Here is a 19,641-nt window from a genome sequence, read left to right as displayed (position 1 = left end):
GCATGATCCGCGACTTCCCCCTTCCGGATCTCGGCGAAGGCCTCACCGAGTCCGAGATCGTCGCCTGGCGCGTCGCCGTCGGCGATCGGGTCGAGCTCAACCAGATCATCGCCGACGTCGAGACGGCCAAGGCGGTCGTCGAGCTGCCGTCGCCGTTCGCGGGGGTCGTCACCGCGCTGCACGCGGGCGAGGGCGAGACCGTGAACGTCGGGGCGCCGCTGTTCTCGTGCGACACGGGCGAGGGCGCATCGGCCGAGCCCGGTGCCGACGGACCGGATGCGGCCGCGCCCGCCGCGCCCGCCGCGTCGGGATCCGGCACCGATGAGCAGGTGGCGGAGGACGCGCCCGGGCCGAATCTCGTCGGCTACGGCGCCGCGGCCGAGTCGGGCCCGAAGCGTCGGGCCCGGCGCTCGGCGCTCGCGGCCGACCTGGTGCCGGCGTTGCCCGCCGAGACCGTGCCGCAGGCGGATGTCGCGACGGCGGGGGCCGCGCCCGTGGCGCCCGCGACGCCGTCCGAGCGGCCGCGCTCGACACCACCGGTGCGCAAGCTTGCACGAGACCTCGGCGTCGAGCTGGCAGCGGTGCACGGCACGGGGGAGCGCGGACTCATCACCCGCGCCGACGTCGAGGCCGCGGCATCCGAGATGCAGAAGTTCGACGGGCAGACGCCCGAGACGAAGGTCGTCGGGCCGGCGGAGGGCGGCGCCGCCGACGTGCGCATCCCGATCAAGGGCGTGCGCAAGCACACCGCGGCGGCGATGGTGGCGAGCGCGTTCACCGCGCCGCATGTCACCGAGTTCCTCACGGTCGACGTCACCGCCACCATGGACCTCGTGCGCAGCCTGCGTGAGGACCGAGCGTTCGCCGGGCACCGCGTCACCCCCCTCGCGGTCGTTGCGAAGGCCGTGTGCCTCGCCGCCCGGCGGACCCCTGACGTGAACGCGCGTTGGGAGGAGGCCTCGCAGGAGATCGTGCAGTTCGCCTCGGTGAACCTCGGCATCGCCGCGGCGACCGAGCGGGGGCTCGTCGTGCCCAACGTGAAGGCGGCCGAGCGCATGACGCTCGTCGAACTGGCCGATGCGATCGGCGAGCTCGCGACCACCGCGAGGGAGGGGCGCACGCGCCCTGCCGACCTCACCGGCGGCACCCTGTCGATCACGAACGTCGGCGTCTTCGGCGTCGACGCCGGCACGCCGATCCTGAACCCGGGCGAAGCGGTCATCCTCGCGATGGGCGCCGTGCGTCGTCAGCCGTGGGAGCACCGCGGCGAGATCGCCCTGCGCGAGGTCATGACGTTGAGCCTCTCGTTCGACCACCGCCTGGTCGACGGTCAGCAGGCGGCCTCCTTCCTCACGGATGTCGGCGCGCTCCTGCGCGACCCGGCCCGTGCGATGACGATGGTCTGACGGCTCTTCGATCGGAACCCTGTCGGCGGTCCCGGTCGGGGAGGATGATGGCGGCATGGACCCGCAGCGCATCCTCACCCCGGCCGAGACCGCCGACGTCCTCGCCGGCACCGCGTTCACGCACGCCGGCGACCGGCTCGACGGCGCCTACGCCACCGCGGACTTCGCGAGCGCCGTGCGGGTGCTCGACGCGGTCGCGGTCGTGGCCGACGAGCTCGACCACCATCCCGACGTGCGCGTCGGATGGGGTGCGATCGCGTTCGAACTCCGTTCGCACGACGCGGGCGGCGTGACCGCGCGCGATGTCGAGCTCGCGACCCGCATCCAGGCGATCGCCGACGAGCAGGGCGCGCGGCGGCGCGACTGAGGGCTCGCCGAGGTCTCGGCGACGGTGCGCGATCGGCCTCAGGCGAGCAGGTAGACCACGTCGTCGTCGGGAGCGCCGAGTGCGATCGCGGCGGTCGGCCATGCGGCATCCGGCTCGAAGCCGAGGCGCTCGAGCACGCGGATCGACCCGGTGTCACCGGCCGCCACCCGCGCTCGCACGGGCCGTTCGTCGAGCACCTCGACGAAGAGCCGCAGAGCCCGACCGGCGATGCCGTCGTCGCGGCGCGCGCCGTCGACGCGGTAGCTCACGAACGCGCAGCCGGCCTCGTGCCAGCGTGCGACGTCGCCCACGATCTCGCCGTCGGCGCGGATCGTGCGGCGGTCGGCGGGGTCGGAGCCGAGCGTGGCGCTCGTGGGTCCGGCAGCGATGCCGGCGTCGCGGGTGATCAGATTCAGGATGTCGAGATCCGTGTCGCGGGTCGCGCGCAGGCTCACGACATGAGGCTCGCCCATGCCATCTCCTCGAGGATGCCGCGGACAGCGCCGTCGGCGGGTCTGCGCCCAGGGGTGCGGGCGCTGTGGGGTGTGGAGTTGAGCAGTCCGAAGGCGGCATGTGCCCGGAACCGCAGCTCCACCTCGGCCCGGTCGGGCCTGAGCTCTGCGAGGGTGTCGACCCAGCGTTCGACGTACTGCCGCTGCAGCGAGCGCACCTCGTGGCGCACGCCGGGGTCGAGTTGTTCGAGTTCGCGATCCTGCACGGCGATGACGTCGGCCTCGCCGAGGGCGAAGGCGACGTGGAACCGGATCAGCGAGCGCAGTGCGGTCGCGGCGTCGGGCGCCTCGGCGAGCACGCGCTCGCCGCCGTCGAGGAGCGAGCGACTGGCGCCCTCGAGGATCGCCGCGAGCACGGCCGACTTGCCCGTGAAGTGCCGGTAGACGGCGGGGCCGCTGACGCCGACGGCGGTGCCGAGGTCTTCGATGGTCACCCCGGCGTAGCCGCGCTCGGCGAAGAGCCGCGCGGCGGCCGTGAGGATCGCCTCGCGCCGGTCGGCCTTCTGCCGGCCGCGCTCGGTGAGCGCAGGCCGGGGCGCAGACTGCGGCGCCTGCGGTGCCGTCGGGGCCGGTACGGGTGTGCTTGCCATTTGGATGGGTGCTCGCTAACCTCGGGAATCGAGTTAGTGAACACTAACCGAAAATCGCGACGCCGCACAAGTGCCACCGCACGTGCCCGGCGCGACCATGCGGAGGGCCCGATGACGACACTCACGACGGCGATCGACCGATCCGGCGACGCCGGCGAGGCCGCGCGGCGCAATGCCGAGGCGCACGCCGGACTCGTCGGCGAGCTGCGCGAACGACTCGCCGTCGCCGCGCTCGGCGGCCCCGAGGCATCCCGCGACCGTCATGTCGCCCGCGGCAAGCTGCTGCCGCGCGACCGCGTCGACCGCCTGCTCGACGAGGGCAGTCCGTTCCTCGAGCTCTCGCCGCTCGCGGCCGACGGGCTCTACGGCGGCGACTCGCCGGGCGCTGGCATCATCACGGGCGTGGGGCTCGTGCACGGCCGACCCGTGGTGGTGGTCTGCAACGACGCCACGGTCAAGGGCGGCACGTACTACCCGATGACCGTGAAGAAGCACCTGCGCGCACAAGAGGTCGCACGCGAGCACCGGCTGCCGTGCGTCTACCTCGTCGACTCCGGCGGCGCGTTCCTGCCCATGCAGGAGGACGTCTTCCCCGACCGCGAGCACTTCGGCCGCATCTTCTTCAACCAGGCGCAGCTCTCGTCGATGCGCATCCCGCAGCTCGCGGCCGTGCTCGGCTCGTGCACGGCCGGCGGCGCCTACGTGCCCGCGATGAGCGACGAGTCGGTCATCGTGCGCGACCAGGGCACGATCTTCCTCGGCGGCCCGCCCCTCGTGAAGGCCGCGATCGGCGAGGTCGTGACGCCCGAGGAGCTCGGCGGCGGCGACCTGCACTCGCGCATCTCCGGCGTGACCGACCACCTGGCCGACGACGACGAGCACGCCCTCGAGCTCGTGCGCGACATGGTCGCGACGCTGCCCGAGCAGGCGCCGCGCGCCTGGGCCGTGCGCGAGCCGCGCCCGCCGGCCGTCGATCCCGCCAACCTCACCGCGGTCGTGCCGGTCGACGTGCAGCAGCCGTACGACGTGCGCGAGGTCATCGCGAGGCTCGTCGACGCGAGCGAGTTCACCGAGTTCAAGCCCGACTACGGCGACACGCTCGTCACGGGCTTCGCACACCTCGACGGGCACCCCGTGGGCATCGTCGCGAACAACGGCGTGCTCTTCAGCGAGTCCGCCATGAAGGGCGCGCACTTCATCGAGCTCTGCGACCAGCGCGGCATCCCGCTGCTGTTCCTGCAGAACATCTCGGGCTTCATGGTCGGCCGCGACGCGGAGGCGGGCGGCATCGCCAAGCACGGCGCGAAGATGGTCACCGCGGTCGCCACCACCAGGGTGCCGAAGCTCACGGTCGTCATCGGCGGATCGTTCGGTGCGGGCAACTACTCGATGTGCGGTCGGGCGTACTCGCCGCGGTTCCTCTTCATGTGGCCGAACGCGCGCATCTCGGTCATGGGCGGCGAGCAGGCGGCATCCGTGCTCTCTACCGTGAAGGGCGATCAGCTCGCGGTGAAGGGCGAGGAGTGGTCGGATGCCGCGGCCGAGGCGTTCAAGGCCCCGATCCGCGCGCAGTACGAGGCGCAGGGCAGCCCCTACCACTCGACCGCCAGGCTGTGGGACGACGGCATCATCGACCCCGCCGACACCCGCACGGTGCTCGCGATGGCGCTCGAACTCGCGAGCCGCACGCCGCTGCCCGAGCCCGCGTTCGGACTCTTCCGCATGTGACCGGTGCGGATCCGCCGTCGGGCGGCGCCGTCATGCCAGAGTGTTCCCGTACGCGTCGGCGTACGTGCGCGCGATCGGGGATGGGGCGGCATGCAGCGACCACTGGCCGGACTGACGGGGCGGAACCTCGCCACCGAGCTGACGGCGGGGGTGACCCTGATCGCGATCGCGATCCCGCTGAACATCGGGTACGCGCAGATCGCCGGCCTGCCGGCCACGGCGGGGCTCTACGCGCTGATCGTGCCGACGATCGTCTACGCGCTCGTCGTTTCGTCGCGGCAGTTGGTGGCGTCGCCGGATGCCGCGGCCGCGGCGCTCGTGGCCTCGTCGATCGGCGGGCTCGCGGCGGCCGGCAGCGACGACTACGCCACGATGGCGCTCGCGCAGGCGATCATCTGCGGCGTCATGTTCGTGCTGCTCTCGGTGTTCAAGCTGGGCTTCCTCGCGAACTTCCTGTCGAAGCCGATCCTGATCGGCTTCGTCGGAGGCCTGGCGCTCGACATCATGGTGAGCCAGATCGCCAAGATGCTCGGCGTCAAGATCGACTCGGGCGGCGAGTTCGTCGACAAGGTCGCCGGACTGCTCACCGGAATCGGCACGACGAACCCGTGGTCGCTGGCCATCTCGGTCGCCTCCGTCGCGGTGCTGCTCCTCGGCAAGCGATTCCTGCGCGCGGTGCCGTGGGCGCTCGTGGTGCTCGTGGTCACGACGGTGTTCGTCGTCGTGGCGAACCTCGACGACGCGGGCGTCGACGTGCTCGGCGCGGTTCCCGCCGGTCCGCCGACGCTCACCTGGCCCGTGCTCGACTGGACGACGTGGCTCGCGCTCATCCCGTCGGCCATCGCGTTGACGCTCGTCACGACGGCAGAGGGGTTGCTCGTCTCGCGGTCGTACTCCGAGAAGCACCGGTATCCCTTCCACGCCAACCGCGACCTGCTCGCCTTCGGCGTCGCGAACATCGCCGCCGGGGCCCAGGGCAGCTTCTCGGTCGGCTCATCCACCTCCCGAACGGCCGCCATGGAGCAGTCGGGCTCCCGCACGCAGCTGCCCTCGATGGTGCTGGCGGTCGGCACGCTCCTGCTCCTGCTCTTCGGCACCGCTCTGCTCGCCGACATCCCGTCGCCCGCGATCGGCGCGGTCGTCGGCGTCGCGATCATCCCGCTGCTCGGCTTCCGCGACTTCGCCGAGCTCTGGCGAAAAGACCGGTTCGAGTTCGCGATCGGCGCGGTGTGCTTCATCGTGACCCTCCTCGTCGGTGCGATCGCCGGCATCGTCGTGGCCTTCGTGCTCGCCCTCGTCAACCTCGCCAAGCGCGCCGCGAACCCCGCCATCGACGTGCTGGGAGCCTCGGGCGATCCGGGGGAGTCGCTCCTCGAGGACGCTCCCGTCGGCACGACCACGGCGCCGGGCCTCATCGTGATCCGCCTCGCCGCGCCGCTCTTCTTCGCGAACGGCAGCGTGTTCACGGCCGCCGTCAAGGGCGCCGTCTCCTCGGCCGCCGACGCCGAGGGCGGACCCGTGCGCGACGTCGTCATCGACATGGAGGCGGTCACCGACATCGACGTCACCGGGGCCGAGGAGTTCGAGTCGCTCAAGACCTGGCTCGTGCGCAACGACGTGACCCTGTCATTCAGCCGCATGCGCGAACCCGCGCGACTGCGCCTCGTGCAGCTCGGCCTGCTCGGCGACGAGCGGGTCTTCGATACGAACCGCGCGGCGATCGCCGCGCTCGCCGCCGACGACCCGACGCCCGCGACCTCCCCGCCCACGAACGAGACGAGCACCCCATGAACGAAGCCATCGGCGGCATCCTGCCCCTCGCCCTCGGTGTGGCGATCAGCCCGATCCCGATCATCGCGGCGATCCTCATGCTGCTCTCCCCGAAGGCACGGGTGACGAGCGTCGGGTTCCTGCTCGGCTGGCTCGTCGGCATCGTCGTGGCGGTCACGGTGTTCACGCTCCTCGCGTCGGTGCTGCCCGACGACGACCCCGACGCATCCAAGCCCGTCCAGGGCGTGATCCAGCTGCTGCTCGGCGCGGGCCTGCTCGTGCTCGCGCTCGGACAGTGGCGCAAGCGTCCGAAGCCGGGCGAGGAGCCCGTGCTGCCCAAGTGGATGCAGGCCATCGACAAGGTCACGTTCGTCGGCGCGCTCGGCCTCGGCTTCCTGCTCTCGGCACTGAACCCGAAGAACCTCATCATGGCCGCGGGTGCGGGCACCGAGATCGGCGCGGCCGAGCTCGCGGGCGGTGAGACCGTGCTCGTGATCGCGATCTACGTGCTCATCGCGGCGTCCACCGTGGCGATCCCGGTGATCGCCTATCTGCTCGCCTCGGCGAAGCTGCGCGGGCCGCTCGATGCCCTCCGCGTGTGGCTCGCCCACGAGAACGCGGTGATCATGGCGGTGCTGCTGCTCGTGATCGGCATCTCGATGCTCGGCAAGGGCATCGGCAGCTTCTGAGGTTCGGCAGGTTCCGAGGTTCGGCCGCGGCGGTCGCCGTCGGCCGCTTCGTTCGGCGCGTTCAGGCTCCGGATGCCGCGGCCGCGCGCTCGACCTCGGCGACCGCCTGCTCGACGCCGCCGTGCCAGGGCGACCCGTGCCCGGGCAGCACCCACGCGGCCCCGAGGCCCGCGATGCGATGCAGCGACGCGAGCGCCTCGGCCGGATCGTCCGTGAACGGCGCCGGCTGGGGGCCGGTCGCGCCGGTCAGCACGTGGCGGGTCGTGAGGCCGTCGCCGACGAACACGGCGTCGACCGCGGGAACGTGGATCGCGATGCTGCCGGGGGAGTGGCCGGGCAGGCCGATGATCACGGGTGCACCCGGCAGGTCGAGCCGGTCGCCGTCGCGCACGGCGACGACCTCGGTGAGCGGCGTGGTGCGCAGGCCGTTCTTGCGCAGCGCGTACCACATGAACTTCGCGGTGGCGCCGAGCTTCAGGCGGCCCCATTCGGGCTTCGACGATTCCTCGCCACGGGCACGCGCGGCATCCGCCTCGTGCACGAAGATCGGCACGCCGTGGTCGCGACGGAGCCGTTCGGCGAATCCGATGTGGTCGCTGTCGCCGTGCGTGAGCACGACGCCGCGCACGTCGTCGAGCGTGCGCCCCATGGCGTCGAGCTCGGCGAGCAGCTCCTTCCGCTGTCCGGCGAGGCCGGCGTCGATGATCGTGACGCCCTCGGGGGTGTCGATCAGGTAGACGGCGACGATGTCGTTGCCGACGCGGTGCAGCGAGGGTGCGAGTCGCATGGTGTGTCTCCGATGTTCGTGGCTCGGTTCCGGTCGGCCCGGTCGGAGGTTCGCGGTTGGAGCCCCGTGCCGAGATCCGGGCTAGCCATGGCTACGATACATAGCTATCATGGCTAACGTCAATAGCCATACGTGATCGGATGCCGCGTCCGCGCCGACATCCCGCACCTCGAGGAGTTCAGATGCCCACGCCCGACCGCACCTCCCTCGTCGCGATCGTCGACGCCGGCCGCGAGCTGCTCGAGCAGGCCGGGCTCGAGGGCCTCACCATGCAGGCCGTCGCCACGCGCGTCGGCGTGCGGGCGCCGTCGCTCTACAAGCGCGTGGCGAGTCGCGATGCGCTCATCGCGCTCGTGACCGACGCCACGCTCCGCGACCTGGGCGAGAGCGCCGCCCGCGCGGCGACGCGGGCCGGCGCCGACCCGCGCGATCGGCTCAGGGCGCTCGCTCGCGCGCTGCGGGCCTTCGCGCACGAGCGCCCGGTGGCGTTCCGCATCGTGTTCGCGCCGGGCGCCGAGCTCCACCTCGACCCCGAGTCGCTGCGCGCCTCGAGCGTGCCGGTGCTCGACGCCGCCGCCGACCTCGTCGGCGAGGAGCACGCGCTCGACGCGGCGCGAACCTTCACGGCCTGGGCCAACGGCTTCGTCAGCATGGAGCTCGCGGGCGCCTTCCGTCTCGGCGGCGACGTCGACCGCGCGTTCGGCTACGGCGTCGAGTGCCTGGTCGCCGCCGTCGCGTCGCACGCCGCTCCCTGACCTGCGCGGTGATCTCCGCCGCTGACGCCGCGAATGGGCGATTCCGGCGGCTCCTCGCGCCTGGAGACCGCCAGAGCCGCCCACTCGCGGCGCGATGCGCAGGCACTGCGTCGCGTGCTTGCGATTTCAGTTAGTGGTCACTAACATGATTCCAGTTAGTGCACGCTAACCGGATTCGAGCGGCGTGCGCCCTGCAGAGAGGCAGAAGACACGCACATGGGCACGATCGACGCCGCCAGCCGTCCGTTCGAACGCGTGCTCGTCGCGAACCGCGGCGAGATCGCCGTGCGCGTCATCCGCACCCTGCGGCGTCTCGGCATCCGCTCGATCGCGGTCCACTCCGACGCCGATGCCGACGCCCCGCACGTGCGCCTCGCCGACGAGGCCGTGCGCATCGGCCCGGCGCCCGCCGCGCAGAGCTACCTCGACCCCGCCCGTCTCGTCGCCGCGGCGCTCGAGACCGGCGCGCAGGCCGTGCACCCCGGCTACGGATTCCTCTCGGAGCACGCGGGCTTCGCCGCCGCCTGCCGCGAGGCCGGCATCGTCTTCATCGGGCCGGGCGACGAGGCGCTCGCCGTCATGGGCGACAAGATCCGCGCGAAGCGGCACGTCGCGGCATCCGGAGTCCCGGTCGTCCCCGGCGTCTCGGACCCCGATCTCGACGACGCCGAGCTCCTGGCCGCCGGCGAGCAGGTCGGATTCCCGCTCCTCGTCAAGCCCTCGGCCGGAGGCGGCGGCAAGGGCATGCAGATCGCGCGCGACGCGGTCGAGCTCGCCGACGCGATCCCGGCCGCCCGCAGGGTCGCGCGCACCTCGTTCGGCGACGACACGCTCCTGCTCGAACGCCTCATCGAGCGACCGCGGCACATCGAGGTGCAGGTGCTCGCCGACGCCGACGGCACCGTCATCCACCTCGGCGAGCGCGAGTGCTCGTTGCAGCGCCGCCACCAGAAGGTCGTCGAGGAGGCGCCGTCGCCGCTCCTCGATGCGGCGACCCGCGAGCGCATCGGGCAGGCCGCCTGCGATGCGGCCCGCAGCGTCGCCTACCTCGGCGCTGGCACGGTCGAGTTCCTCGTGTCGGATGTCGCGCCCGACGAGTTCTTCTTCATCGAGATGAACACCCGGCTGCAGGTCGAGCACCCCGTGACCGAGCTCGTGACGGGCATCGACCTCGTCGAGCAGCAGCTCCGCATCGCCGCGGGGCAGCCGCTCGCCATCGCCCAGCACGACGTGCACCTCACCGGGCACGCGATCGAGGCCCGCGTGTACGCCGAATCGCCCGATCGCGGGTTCCTGCCCTCGACGGGCGAACTGCTCGAGTGGCGGCCGGCGACGGGCGAGGGCGTGCGCGTCGACGCGGGCATCCGAACGAGTCAGCACATCACGGCCGACTACGACCCCATGCTCGCGAAGGTCATCGCATACGGCGCCGACCGGGCCGAGGCGCTCGAACGGCTCGATGCGGCACTCGCCGAGACCGTCGTGCTCGGCGTCGACACGAACCTCGCCTTCGTCCGCCGCCTGCTCGCCGATCCCGACGTGCGCGCCGGCGCCCTCGACACGAACCTCATCGAGCGGATGCCGCCCGCCACTGCCGGGCGCCCGCGACCCGAGCAGCTCGCGGCCGCGGCCTCCGCCGTGCTCGCCGATGCAGCCCGCGAGGGGCGCGCCCTCGAGCGCGCGGGTGCGGGACCGGCCGCCTGGACGGATGCCGCGGGCTGGCGCCTCGGCGCGCACCGCCCGCCGACCGTGCTGCTCGCCCCTCGCGACGAGCCCGCCGACGTGGTCGCCGTCGCCGTCGCCGCAGGACGGTCCGCCGAGGCGGACGAACCCGCCGCCACCGTGCGCATCGCCGCCGACGGCGAGATCTGGGTGCACGACGCCCACGGCACCTTCGCCCTGGTGCACGTCGCCCGCCGGGCCCACGCCGAGGCGCGACGGGCGCTCGCCGAGCGCGGCGGCGTCGCGCTGAGCCCCGAACTGCGTGCGCCCATGCCCGGCACCGTCACGGCCGTGTTCGTCGCCGACGGCGACCCGGTCGAGGCGGGCGCCCCGATCCTCGCGATCGAGGCCATGAAGATGGAGCACCGCATCACCGCCTCCGCCGCCGGAACCGTGCGCCTCGCGGCGTCCGTCGGCGACCTGGTCTCGCGCGACCAACCCGTCGCGCGCATCGAGCCTGCGAGCGACACCCGCGACGCAGCATCCGCACCCGAATCCGACCTCCCCGCGACCCGGGGAGCCCACGAACAGGAGCCCACGCATGCAGTATGACCTCACCGACGAGGAGCAGCGCCTCTCCGACGACGTCGCCGACTTCGCCGACCGCGTCGTCGCCCCCGCCGCCTACGAGTACGACACCCAGCGTCGCCTGCCGATGGAGATCATCGCGCAGATGGGCGACATGGGCCTGTTCGGGCTTCCGTTCCCGAAGGACGTCGGCGGACAGGGCAAGACCTACTTCCAGCTCTGCCTCGCCGTCGAGGCGCTCGGCCGCGTCGACCAGTCGATCGGCGTCACGCTCGAGGCGGGTGTCGGACTCGGCGTCATGCCCGTCTACCGTCACGGCACGCCCGCGCAGCAGGCCGAGTACCTGCCCGACCTCGTGTCGGGGCGCGCGCTCGCCGGGTTCGGGCTCACCGAGGCGGGCGCCGGCAGCGACGCGGGCGCCACGGCGACGACGGCCGACCTCGTCGGCGACCAGTGGGTCATCAACGGCTCGAAGCAGTTCATCACCAACTCGGGCACGCCCATCACCCGGTTCGTCACGATCACGGCCGTGACCGGCCAGCGCATCGGGGCGCGCGGCGAGCTCAAGCCCGAGCTCTCGACGATCATCGTGCCGAACGACACCCCCGGATTCACGGTCGAGCCGAGCTACGACAAGGTCGGCTGGCACACCTCCGACACGCACCCGCTGACCCTCCGCGACGTGCGAGTTCCCGCGTCGAACCTGCTCGGCGAGCGCGGACGCGGGTACGCGAACTTCCTCCGCACGCTCAACGAGGGCCGGGTGGCGTTCGCGGCGCTCGCGACGGGTGCCGCGCAGGGCTGCCTCGAGGAGGCGCTCCGCTACGCGAACGAGCGCCGCGTGTTCGGCGCGAGCATCGGCTCGAACCAGCACATCGCGTTCAAGATCGCGCGCATGCAGGCCCGGGTGCACCAGGCGCGGCTCGCGTGGCACGACGCCGCGCGCAAGCTCGATGCGGGCAAGCCCTTCACGCTCGAGGCATCCATCGCCAAGATGGTGTGCGGGGAGGCGGCCATGGACAACGCGCGCGACGCCACGCAGATCTTCGGCGGCTACGGCTTCATGAACGAGAACGCCGTGGCGCGCCACTACCGCGACTCGAAGATCCTCGAGATCGGCGAGGGCACCACCGAGGTGCAGCTCATGATCATCACGCGCGAGCTCGGCATCGGCGCCGAGCAGCTCGTTCCGACCGCGTAGGAGCCCACCATGACGGATGCCGCGAGCGACGTGGTTCCCGAGCGCGAGGTCGTGCAGCGCGGCCTCTGGTTCGAGGAGTTCGAGACGGGCGTGCGCTACCTGCACCGCCCGGGGCGCACCGTGACCGAGGCCGACAACGTGCTCTTCACGACGCTCACGATGAACCCGCAGCCGCTGCACCTCGACGCGGCGTTCGCGGCGACGCAGCCGTTCGGGCGCATCCTCGTGAACTCGCTCTTCACGCTGTCGACCCTCGTCGGCCAGTCGGTCGGACAGCTCACGCTGGGCACGCTCGTGGCGAACCTCGGCTTCGGCGAGGTCGCGTTCCCGCACCCCGTGTTCGTCGGCGACACGCTGTACGGCGAGTCGGTCGTCGAATCCAAGCGGCTGTCCTCGTCGCGCCCCGGCGAGGGCGTCGTCGTGCTCGCGCACACCGCGCGCAACCAGCACGGCGTGGTCGTCGCGACCGCGTCGCGCACGATGCTCGTGCACACGCGCGAGGCGGGGGAGCGCGGCGCCGGGCAGCACGGTGCGCCGGATGCGGCGGGTGCGCCGTCGGACGAGGGGGCGAGCGGATGACACGGCCGCCGTTCCGCTTCGGCCCGGCGCTGCTCTTCTGCCCGGCCGACCGACTCGACCGGTTCGCGAAGGCGCTCGAGCGGGCCGACGCGGTGATCCTCGATCTCGAGGACGCCGTCGCGCCGGGGTCGAAGGCCGAGGCGCGGCGTGCGGTCGCGGCATCCGCCCTCGACCCCGACCGCGTGATCGTGCGCGTGAACCCGGCCGCCTCGGCCGACTTCGCCGACGACGTGGCGATGCTCGCCGACACGCCGTACCGAACCGTGATGCTCGCCAAGTGCGAGGGCACGGCCGACCTGGTCGACCTCGAGCCCTTCGAGGTCGTCGCCCTCTGCGAGACGGCCCGCGGCGTGCTCGCGGCCGAGGCCGTCGCGGCGCTGCCGAACGTGTCGGCGCTCATGTGGGGCGCCGAAGACCTCGTGGCCTCGCTCGGCGGGTTCTCGAGCCGCCACGACGACGCCCGCTATCGCGGCGTGGCCGCGCACGCCCGAGCGCACGTGCAGCTCGCGGCCGCCGCGCACGACGTCGCCGCGATCGACACGGTGCACCTGGACATCTCCGACCTCGACGGGCTCGCCGATGAGGCGCGCGACGCCGCGGCGCTCGGATTCGCGGCCACCGCGTGCATCCACCCGTCGCAGGTCGACACCGTTCGTGCGGCCTATCGGCCGAGTGCCGAGCAGCTCGAATGGGCGCGTGCAGTGCTCGCCGCAGCCGTCGGCGAGCCGGGCGTCTTCGCGTTCCGCGGACGCATGGTCGACGGGCCGGTGCTGCGGCAGGCCGAGGCCGTGGTCCGGCGCGACCGGTAGCCCGCCGAACCTCCGCGCAGGCCGCCGACCGTGCGTGTGCGGCATCGCACGGCATGCGGCGACGCTTCGTCCGGCACGTGGGTCCGGTCGGGGCAATCCGACCGGCTTTCGGCTCCGAACCACACCTCGAAGGCATATGTCGTCCACCTTTCGGGGGACAGGCCGAAACGATTGGGTAACAGTTCACCCCGAGTTCCCCGGTTTCACGCGGAAGTCGACGTAGTCTCATTGCAATCCTGGGGAGGAGGAGACGGTGGCGAGAAGGCATTTGGCAGGGGGGCGCGACACGCTCCGTGAGACGGATCACGGGTCGACGGTCGCACTCGCGGAACGCGACGTATTCCCGAACGCGGATGCCGCCGGGGCGTCGATCCTCGACGAGCCGCGCACCGCCGCGCACCGCGCAGAGGTCGTCACCAGCAACACCTTCTCGGGTCCGATCCTCGTGCCGCTCCGCGCGAAGCTCGGCGACACCGACATGAGCGTGCACCGTCTCGCCATCGGCGCGAGCACCTTCGGGTGGACGCTCGGCTCCGAAGACGCCTACGCGATCCTCGACCGGTTCGCCGGAACCGGCGGCGACCTCATCGACACGGCCGACAGCTACGCCGCAGGGCGCAGCGAATCGATCATCGGCTCGTGGATGGCGTCGCGCGGCTCGCGCGACCGCATGCACGTCATGACGAAGGTCGGCCGCAACCAGGATCTTCCCGGGCTCGCCCCGCAGACCATCCGCGCCGCGGTCGACGCGAGCCTGCAGCGACTGCGCACCGACCGCATCGACGTGCTGTACCTGCACGGCGAAGACCCCGAGGTGCCGCTCGAGGAGTCGCTCGGCGCCGTCGGCGCACTCGTCGACGCCGGCAAGGTCCGCGCGGTGGGTGCGAGCGACTTCGGCCCGGAACGCCTCATCGAGGCCCGCGTGCTCGCGGCCAACGGCCTGCCGCGGTTCCAGACCCTGACCACCCGCTACAGCCTGATGGAGCGGAGCTCCTTCGAGGGCGCCACCGAGCTCGTCGCGCACGCGCAGGGACTCGCGGTCATGCCGTACTTCGCGCTCGCGAACGGATTCCTCGCAGGAGGGGTCCGCCGACGCAGCGACGTCAAGCACGATGCCCGCGGCGCCCGTGCGGGAGTGCACCTGGGTCGACGCGGGCTCCGCGTGCTCGGGGCCCTCGACGCGATCGCCGCGACGCATGCCGTGGCCCCGGCCACGGTCGCGCTCGCGTGGCTGCTCGCACGCCCGACGGTCGTCGCACCGGTCGTGAGCGCGACCAACGCCGACCAGGTCGACGCGCTCATCGCCGCGGCATCCGTCGAACTGCACCGATCGGAGCTCGTCGAGCTCGACCGCGCGTCGCACTGAGGCGCGCGCCGAGCACCACGGCGCGAACGCGTGGCCTAGGCTGGGTGGGATGAACGGCGCCGTCGACCTTCCTCTCGGCACTGCCGAACTGTCCTTCACCGCTGCCGGTGACGCCCGCGTTCGACGAACGATCCTGCCGTCGGGTGTGCGCGTGCTCACCGAGCAGGTCCCGGGCAGTCGCAGCGCGACCATCGGCTTCTGGGTGGCCGTCGGCTCTCGCGACGAGCGTGCGGCCGACGCCGTGCATCCGGCGACGTTCGGCTCGACCCACTTCCTCGAGCACCTGCTGTTCAAGGGCACGCCGAGCCGCACCGCGCTCGACATCGCGATCTCCTTCGACGCCGTGGGCGGCGAGCACAACGCACTCACGGCGAAGGAGTACACCTGCTACTACGCCAAGGTGCAGGACCGAGACCTGCCGATGGCGGTCGAGGTGCTCTCCGACATGTTCACGTCGTCGCTGCTCGACCCGGTCGAGTTCGACAACGAGCGCGGCGTCATCCTCGAGGAGCTGTCGATGGCGGGCGACGATCCGGGCGACGTCGCGAACGAGCGCTTCTTCGAGGCGGTGCTCGGCGAGCACCCGCTCGGGCGCCCCATCGGCGGCAGCCCCGACACGATCAACCAGGCGACTCGCGAGGCGGTCTTCGCGCACTACGCCGCCAACTACCGGCCGAACGACCTCGTGGTCACCGCGGCGGGCGCCGTCGACCACGACGAGCTCGTCGCCGCGCTCGAGCGCGCGCTGACCGCCGGCGGGTGGAACCTGGCGATCGAGGCCGCACCCGTCGAGCGCCGCTCCCGCACCTCGGTCGAGCTCGCACCGCCGCGCGAGCTCTCGGTCGTGCAGCGTCCCATCGAGCAGGTCAACCTCATGCTCGGGGCACGCGGGCTCGTCGCCACCGACCCGCGCCGCTCGACCATGAGCGTGCTCAACACCGTCTTCGGCTCGGGCATGTCCTCCCGCCTCTTCCAAGAGGTGCGCGAACGCCGAGGACTCGCCTACGCCGTGTACTCGTTCTCGCCGTCGTACTCCGACGCCGGACTGTTCGGCATGTACGCGGGCTGCGCACCCTCGAAGGCTCCCACGGTCGCCGAACTCATGCGCGTCGAACTCGAGCGCCTCGCGCGCGACGGCATCACGGCCGAGGAGCTGCGCCGTGCCACGGGTCAGCTGGCGGGGGCCTCCGCGCTCGCGCTCGAAGACTCCGACACGCGGATGTCGCGGCTCGGCCGGGCCGAGCTCACCCTCGGCGAGTTCGTCGACCTCGACGAGGCGCTCCGCCGCATCGCCCGGGTCACCGCCGAAGACGTCCGCGTGCTCGCCGCCGACCTGGCGGCGCAGCCCTTCTCGCTCGTCGCCGTCGGCGCGAGCGAGGAGGCCGACTTCGCCGACGCCATCGACCTGCCCCCGACCTCCGACGCCGCCTAGCGACACCCACCCGACCGACGACCCGACGCCCCGACCAGCACAGGAAGCGCATCGTGCCACACCACCTCTACCTCGTCCGCCACGGCGAACAGCTCGACGCCGAACACGGCCTGCAGGACGGCCCCCTGTCGCCGCGCGGCCGTCGGCAGGCCGAGCTGCTGGCCGAGCGGCTCGGCGGCATCCCGTTCGACAACGCCTGGCACTCGCCGCTGCAGCGCGCGACCGAGACCGCCGAGATCATCGCGGCGAAGATGCCGTCGCTCTCGCCCGAGCCGTCGGCCCTGCTCTTCGACTGCATCCCGTCGGGGCCGGCGCCCGCCACGCCGAAGGCCTACGACGCGTTCTTCGGCTCGGTCACCGAGGCCGAGATCGAGGCCGGCACCGCTCAGATGGAGGACGCCGCGGCCGAGTTCCTGCGTTCGCACCGCGACGACCGCCACGACCTGCTCATCACGCACAACTTCGTCATCGGCTGGTTCGTGCGCGAGGTGCTCAGCGCCCCCGACTGGCGCTGGCTCTCGATCAACCAGGCCAACTGCGGCCTCACGGTGCTCACCCAGCGCAGCGGCCGTCCCTGGAACCTCGTCGTGCACAACGACCTCGCGCACCTTCCGTTCGAGCTGCGCACGGGCCTGCCCGAGTCCTTCGCGGTCTGACCGCGCTGCGCCGCCGAGTCCGGGCGTGCGGATGCCGCGTGCCGGCGTCGTCGGGTCGGCTGCGGCGCCTCAGCCGGCGAGCCGCTTCGCGTACCAGGTCGTGGCGTTCGGGTTGTCGTTGTACGGCGGGATCTCGGTGAAGCCGCTCGAGCGGTAGAGGCCGCCCGCGGCCGCGAGGCTCGCGTTCGTGTCGAGCACGAGCTCCTCCGCGCCGAACTCGCGGGCACGGCGTTCGAGCTCGACGAGCAGGGCGCGTCCGGTGCCACGCCCGCGCGCGGCATCCGTCAGCCAGAGGTGCTTGATCTCGTAGCGCACGAGGCCGGTCGCAGGGTCGGGCTCGATGCGCCGGATGCCCCCGCAGCCGATGCCCGTCGTGCCAGAGGCATCGGCCCCGTCGCCGTCGACGGGCTCGGACGGGTCGTCGACGATGAGGAAGACGCCGTCGGGCGGGGTGAACGCGGCGTCGACGGGGAACGTCGGACGGTACTCGCCCTGCTCGACGGGGAACCCGGCCGCACGCTCCGCGAAGTACGCCGTGAGCATGCCGTGGGCCTCTGCGCCGCTGACCGGCACCGCTCGGAACTGCATGCGGCTCAGCCTAATCGGCGCTTGGTAGGGTGAAGCACGTGACGATACGGGTCGCCGTGGCCGGGGCCACGGGCAAAATGGGCAAGCTGGCACTCGCACTCGTCGAGGGGGCCGAAGACCTCGAACTGCACGCGGCGCTGTCGTCGAAGTCCGAGCTCGACGAGATGCTCGGCGCCGATGTCGTGCTCGACGTCACGCACCCCGCCGCGAGCGCTGGCATCGTCGAGTTCGCGACCGGCGCCGGCATCCCGATCGTCGTGGGCACCTCCGGCTGGTCGTCCGACCGCATCGCCGAGATCGAGCGCTTCGTGCGCGGTCACGACGAGGCCGGCGCGGTGCTCTTCATCCCGAACTTCTCCATCGGCAGCACGCTCGGCACCGCGTTCGCCGCGCTCGCGGCCCCCTGGTTCGACTCCATCGAGATCGTCGAGGCGCACCACGCGGGCAAGGTCGACTCGCCCTCGGGCACGGCCGTGCGCACCGCCGAGCTCATCGGCGAGGCGCGCGCCGCCGCCGGCCCGGTCGAGGCCCCGCACGCCGACCAGCGCGCGCGCGGCCAGCTCGTGTCGGGAGTGCCGGTGCACAGCCTGCGCATGTCGGGCCTGCTCGCCGAGCAGCGCGTCGTGCTCGGCGGCGACGGCGAGACCCTCACGATCGCCCACTCCACCCTCTCGCCGAGCTCCTACGAGGCCGGCATCCTGCTCGCTCTGCGCCGCGCCACCGAGGCGACCGGCGTGACCGTCGGACTCGGGGCGCTCCTCGGACTCGACCTGCCCGGTGCGGCAGCGGCTCCCGCGGCTCCCGCCGACCCGACCGTCCCCGCCGTCCCCGCCGCCGAATGAGCGGGGCGAAGATCGGCGCCGTCTCGATGGCGGTGCTGCTCGCGGTCTACGTGGCGCTCGTCGGATGGCGCGCCGTGCAGTTCGTGGGCACGGGCGAACCCGTCGCGATCGTCATGGGCATCGCCCTGATCGTGCTGCCGCTCGTGGCGGCGTGGGCCATCTGGCGCGAGCTCGCGTTCGGCATCCACTCGCAACGGCTCGTGCGACGACTCGAAGACGAGGGCGCGACCGACCTCGGCATCGAGACCACCGCGAGCGGACGCGCCGTACGCGCCTCGGCCGATGCGGAGTTCGACCGGTTCCGCGCCGAAGCCGAGTCCGAGCCCGACTCGTGGCGCGCGTGGATGCGGCTCGGCATGGCCTACGACGCCGCCGGCGACCGCCGACGCGCGCGGCATGCGGTTCGGCGGGCTATCGAGCTCGAGCGGGCGAGCTGAGCATCGCGTCGATCGCGGACTCCACGGTCTCGTGGGCGAACGCGAACCCGTCGTCGAGCAGTCGCTGGGGCACGACCTTCTGGCTCGCGAGCAGCAGGTCGTCGGCCGCTTGACCGAGCGCCATGCCGAGCACCCGCTCTGGCACCGCGAGCGAGTACGGGCGATGCATGCGCGTCGCCATCGCGCCCATCACCCGATCGGCGGTCGCTGGCGTCGGGCCGACGATGTCGACCGGGCCGGCGAGCGGTGAGTCGAGCAGGTGCACGATCGCCGACACCTCGTCGTCGAGCGCGACCCAGGGCCAGTGCTGCCCGCCCGTGCCGAGACGCGCCGAGATGCCGAGCTTGGTCATCAGGCCGACCGGTTTCATCGCGCCGCCGCGGCCGATCACGAGGCCCGTGCGCAGGTTCACGGTGCGCGTCTCGTGGGGCGCGAGGCGCGCCGCCTTCTCCCAACGGTCGACCACGTCGACGAGGAATCCGGTGCCGGCGGGCGATGCCTCGGTCAGGAGTTCGCCCGGCCGGTTGCCGTAGTAGCCCACGGCCGAGCCGCTGAGGAACACGGCCGGGGGAGTGCGCGCCTTGCGCATCGCGTCGGCGAGGGTGCGGGTCGCACTCACCCGCGATTCGAGGATGTCGGCACGGTACGACTTCGTCCAGGGAAGGTGCGACAGCGACGCGCCCGACAGGTTGATCACGGCGTCGACGCGATCCATGACCGTGAAGTCGATGATGCCCGCCGCGGGCGACCAGGTCACCTCATCGGGCGACGCGGTGCGACGGCGCACGAGGCGCAGCACCTCGTGCCCTTCGGCGGCGAGGCGCTCGACGAGCGCCGTGCCGATGAAGCCGGACGCGCCGGCGATGAGCACTCGCAC

20 protein-coding genes are annotated in these 19,641 nt (G+C 72.4%); 15 read left to right on the top strand and 5 right to left on the bottom strand.

The window, feature by feature from the left end:
* Positions 1 to 2 precede the first annotated feature (2 nt).
* A complete protein-coding gene (locus GQR16_RS07670; protein WP_157414570.1) occupies positions 3 to 1,406 on the top strand; it encodes a dihydrolipoamide acetyltransferase family protein in 1,404 nt (467 codons plus the stop codon).
* Between the two features lie 55 nt (positions 1,407 to 1,461).
* Positions 1,462 to 1,773 carry a 4a-hydroxytetrahydrobiopterin dehydratase gene (locus GQR16_RS07665; RefSeq protein ID WP_157414569.1) on the top strand — a complete coding sequence of 104 codons (312 nt, stop codon included), beginning with the start codon at positions 1,462 to 1,464 and terminating at the stop codon, positions 1,771 to 1,773.
* 38 nt (positions 1,774 to 1,811) lie between these two features.
* Here GQR16_RS07665 and GQR16_RS07660 read toward each other — a convergent pair whose 3' ends face one another.
* Entirely contained in the window at positions 1,812 to 2,246 is a 435-nt protein-coding gene (locus GQR16_RS07660; protein WP_157414568.1) for a GNAT family N-acetyltransferase, read from the bottom strand.
* Positions 2,225 to 2,875: a TetR/AcrR family transcriptional regulator gene (locus GQR16_RS07655; RefSeq protein ID WP_157414567.1), complete on the bottom strand. Its 651-nt coding sequence runs from the start codon at positions 2,873 to 2,875 to the stop codon at positions 2,225 to 2,227. Before GQR16_RS07655 ends, GQR16_RS07660 begins: the two co-directional genes overlap by 22 nt.
* Before the next feature lie 111 nt (positions 2,876 to 2,986).
* Between GQR16_RS07655 and GQR16_RS07650 the strand changes: the two genes are divergently transcribed.
* The 3 genes from GQR16_RS07650 to GQR16_RS07640 all read left to right on the top strand — a co-directional run bounded on the left by GQR16_RS07650 (position 2,987) and on the right by GQR16_RS07640 (position 7,062).
* Positions 2,987 to 4,603 carry a carboxyl transferase domain-containing protein gene (locus GQR16_RS07650; protein WP_157414566.1) on the top strand — a complete coding sequence of 539 codons (1,617 nt, stop codon included), beginning with the start codon at positions 2,987 to 2,989 and terminating at the stop codon, positions 4,601 to 4,603.
* A gap of 90 nt (positions 4,604 to 4,693) precedes the next feature.
* Entirely contained in the window at positions 4,694 to 6,394 is a 1,701-nt protein-coding gene (locus GQR16_RS07645; RefSeq protein WP_157414565.1) for a SulP family inorganic anion transporter, read from the top strand.
* Positions 6,391 to 7,062 carry a GAP family protein gene (locus GQR16_RS07640; protein ID WP_157414564.1) on the top strand — a complete coding sequence of 224 codons (672 nt, stop codon included), beginning with the start codon at positions 6,391 to 6,393 and terminating at the stop codon, positions 7,060 to 7,062. The genes GQR16_RS07645 and GQR16_RS07640 overlap by 4 nt, the downstream gene beginning before the upstream one ends.
* A 61-nt stretch (positions 7,063 to 7,123) precedes the next feature.
* Here GQR16_RS07640 and GQR16_RS07635 read toward each other — a convergent pair whose 3' ends face one another.
* Positions 7,124 to 7,849 carry an MBL fold metallo-hydrolase gene (locus tag GQR16_RS07635; RefSeq protein WP_157414563.1) on the bottom strand — a complete coding sequence of 242 codons (726 nt, stop codon included), beginning with the start codon at positions 7,847 to 7,849 and terminating at the stop codon, positions 7,124 to 7,126.
* 182 nt (positions 7,850 to 8,031) lie between these two features.
* On the opposite strand from GQR16_RS07635, the gene GQR16_RS07630 reads away from it, so the two are divergent.
* The 8 genes from GQR16_RS07630 (at position 8,032) to GQR16_RS07595 (ending at position 16,897) form a co-directional block, all read left to right on the top strand.
* The gene (locus tag GQR16_RS07630; protein WP_157414562.1) at positions 8,032 to 8,604 is read left to right on the top strand and encodes a TetR/AcrR family transcriptional regulator; all 573 of its coding nucleotides are present in this window, start codon (positions 8,032 to 8,034) and stop codon (positions 8,602 to 8,604) included.
* 216 nt (positions 8,605 to 8,820) lie between these two features.
* Entirely contained in the window at positions 8,821 to 10,878 is a 2,058-nt protein-coding gene (locus GQR16_RS07625; RefSeq protein ID WP_157414561.1) for an acetyl/propionyl/methylcrotonyl-CoA carboxylase subunit alpha, read from the top strand.
* Positions 10,868 to 12,055: an acyl-CoA dehydrogenase family protein gene (locus GQR16_RS07620; RefSeq protein WP_157414560.1), complete on the top strand. Its 1,188-nt coding sequence runs from the start codon at positions 10,868 to 10,870 to the stop codon at positions 12,053 to 12,055. Before GQR16_RS07625 ends, GQR16_RS07620 begins: the two co-directional genes overlap by 11 nt.
* Before the next feature lie 9 nt (positions 12,056 to 12,064).
* Entirely contained in the window at positions 12,065 to 12,634 is a 570-nt protein-coding gene (locus GQR16_RS07615; protein ID WP_157414559.1) for a MaoC family dehydratase, read from the top strand.
* Entirely contained in the window at positions 12,631 to 13,443 is an 813-nt protein-coding gene (locus GQR16_RS07610) for an HpcH/HpaI aldolase/citrate lyase family protein (protein ID WP_157414558.1), read from the top strand. Before GQR16_RS07615 ends, GQR16_RS07610 begins: the two co-directional genes overlap by 4 nt.
* A 253-nt stretch (positions 13,444 to 13,696) precedes the next feature.
* Positions 13,697 to 14,809, top strand: coding sequence for an aldo/keto reductase (locus tag GQR16_RS07605; protein ID WP_246200631.1), 1,113 nt, complete (start codon positions 13,697 to 13,699; stop codon positions 14,807 to 14,809).
* 49 nt (positions 14,810 to 14,858) lie between these two features.
* Positions 14,859 to 16,241, top strand: coding sequence for a M16 family metallopeptidase (locus GQR16_RS07600; RefSeq protein WP_157414557.1), 1,383 nt, complete (start codon positions 14,859 to 14,861; stop codon positions 16,239 to 16,241).
* Between the two features lie 53 nt (positions 16,242 to 16,294).
* Positions 16,295 to 16,897 carry a histidine phosphatase family protein gene (locus GQR16_RS07595; RefSeq protein WP_157414556.1) on the top strand — a complete coding sequence of 201 codons (603 nt, stop codon included), beginning with the start codon at positions 16,295 to 16,297 and terminating at the stop codon, positions 16,895 to 16,897.
* Between the two features lie 69 nt (positions 16,898 to 16,966).
* On the opposite strand, the gene GQR16_RS07590 is transcribed toward GQR16_RS07595, so the two are convergent.
* The gene (locus GQR16_RS07590) at positions 16,967 to 17,485 is read right to left on the bottom strand and encodes a GNAT family N-acetyltransferase (protein WP_157414555.1); all 519 of its coding nucleotides are present in this window, start codon (positions 17,483 to 17,485) and stop codon (positions 16,967 to 16,969) included.
* A gap of 38 nt (positions 17,486 to 17,523) precedes the next feature.
* On the opposite strand from GQR16_RS07590, the gene dapB reads away from it, so the two are divergent.
* Entirely contained in the window at positions 17,524 to 18,327 is an 804-nt protein-coding gene (gene dapB / locus GQR16_RS07585) for a 4-hydroxy-tetrahydrodipicolinate reductase (protein WP_157414554.1), read from the top strand.
* Complete coding sequence (locus tag GQR16_RS07580) at positions 18,324 to 18,764, top strand: hypothetical protein (RefSeq protein ID WP_170298436.1); 441 nt, start codon at positions 18,324 to 18,326, stop codon at positions 18,762 to 18,764. The genes dapB and GQR16_RS07580 overlap by 4 nt, the downstream gene beginning before the upstream one ends.
* Here the strand turns inward: GQR16_RS07580 and GQR16_RS07575 are convergent.
* Positions 18,739 to 19,641 (bottom strand): TIGR01777 family oxidoreductase, encoded by a 903-nt coding sequence (locus tag GQR16_RS07575; protein WP_157414553.1) that lies wholly within the window; start codon positions 19,639 to 19,641, stop codon positions 18,739 to 18,741. The two genes, GQR16_RS07580 and GQR16_RS07575, sit on opposite strands and share 26 nt — an antisense overlap.

Source organism: Agromyces allii (assembly GCF_009749385.1).
In the GTDB taxonomy this organism is placed as follows: Bacteria; Actinomycetota; Actinomycetes; order Actinomycetales; family Microbacteriaceae; genus Agromyces; species Agromyces allii.
This window is presented reverse-complemented; position numbering and strand designations above follow the sequence as displayed.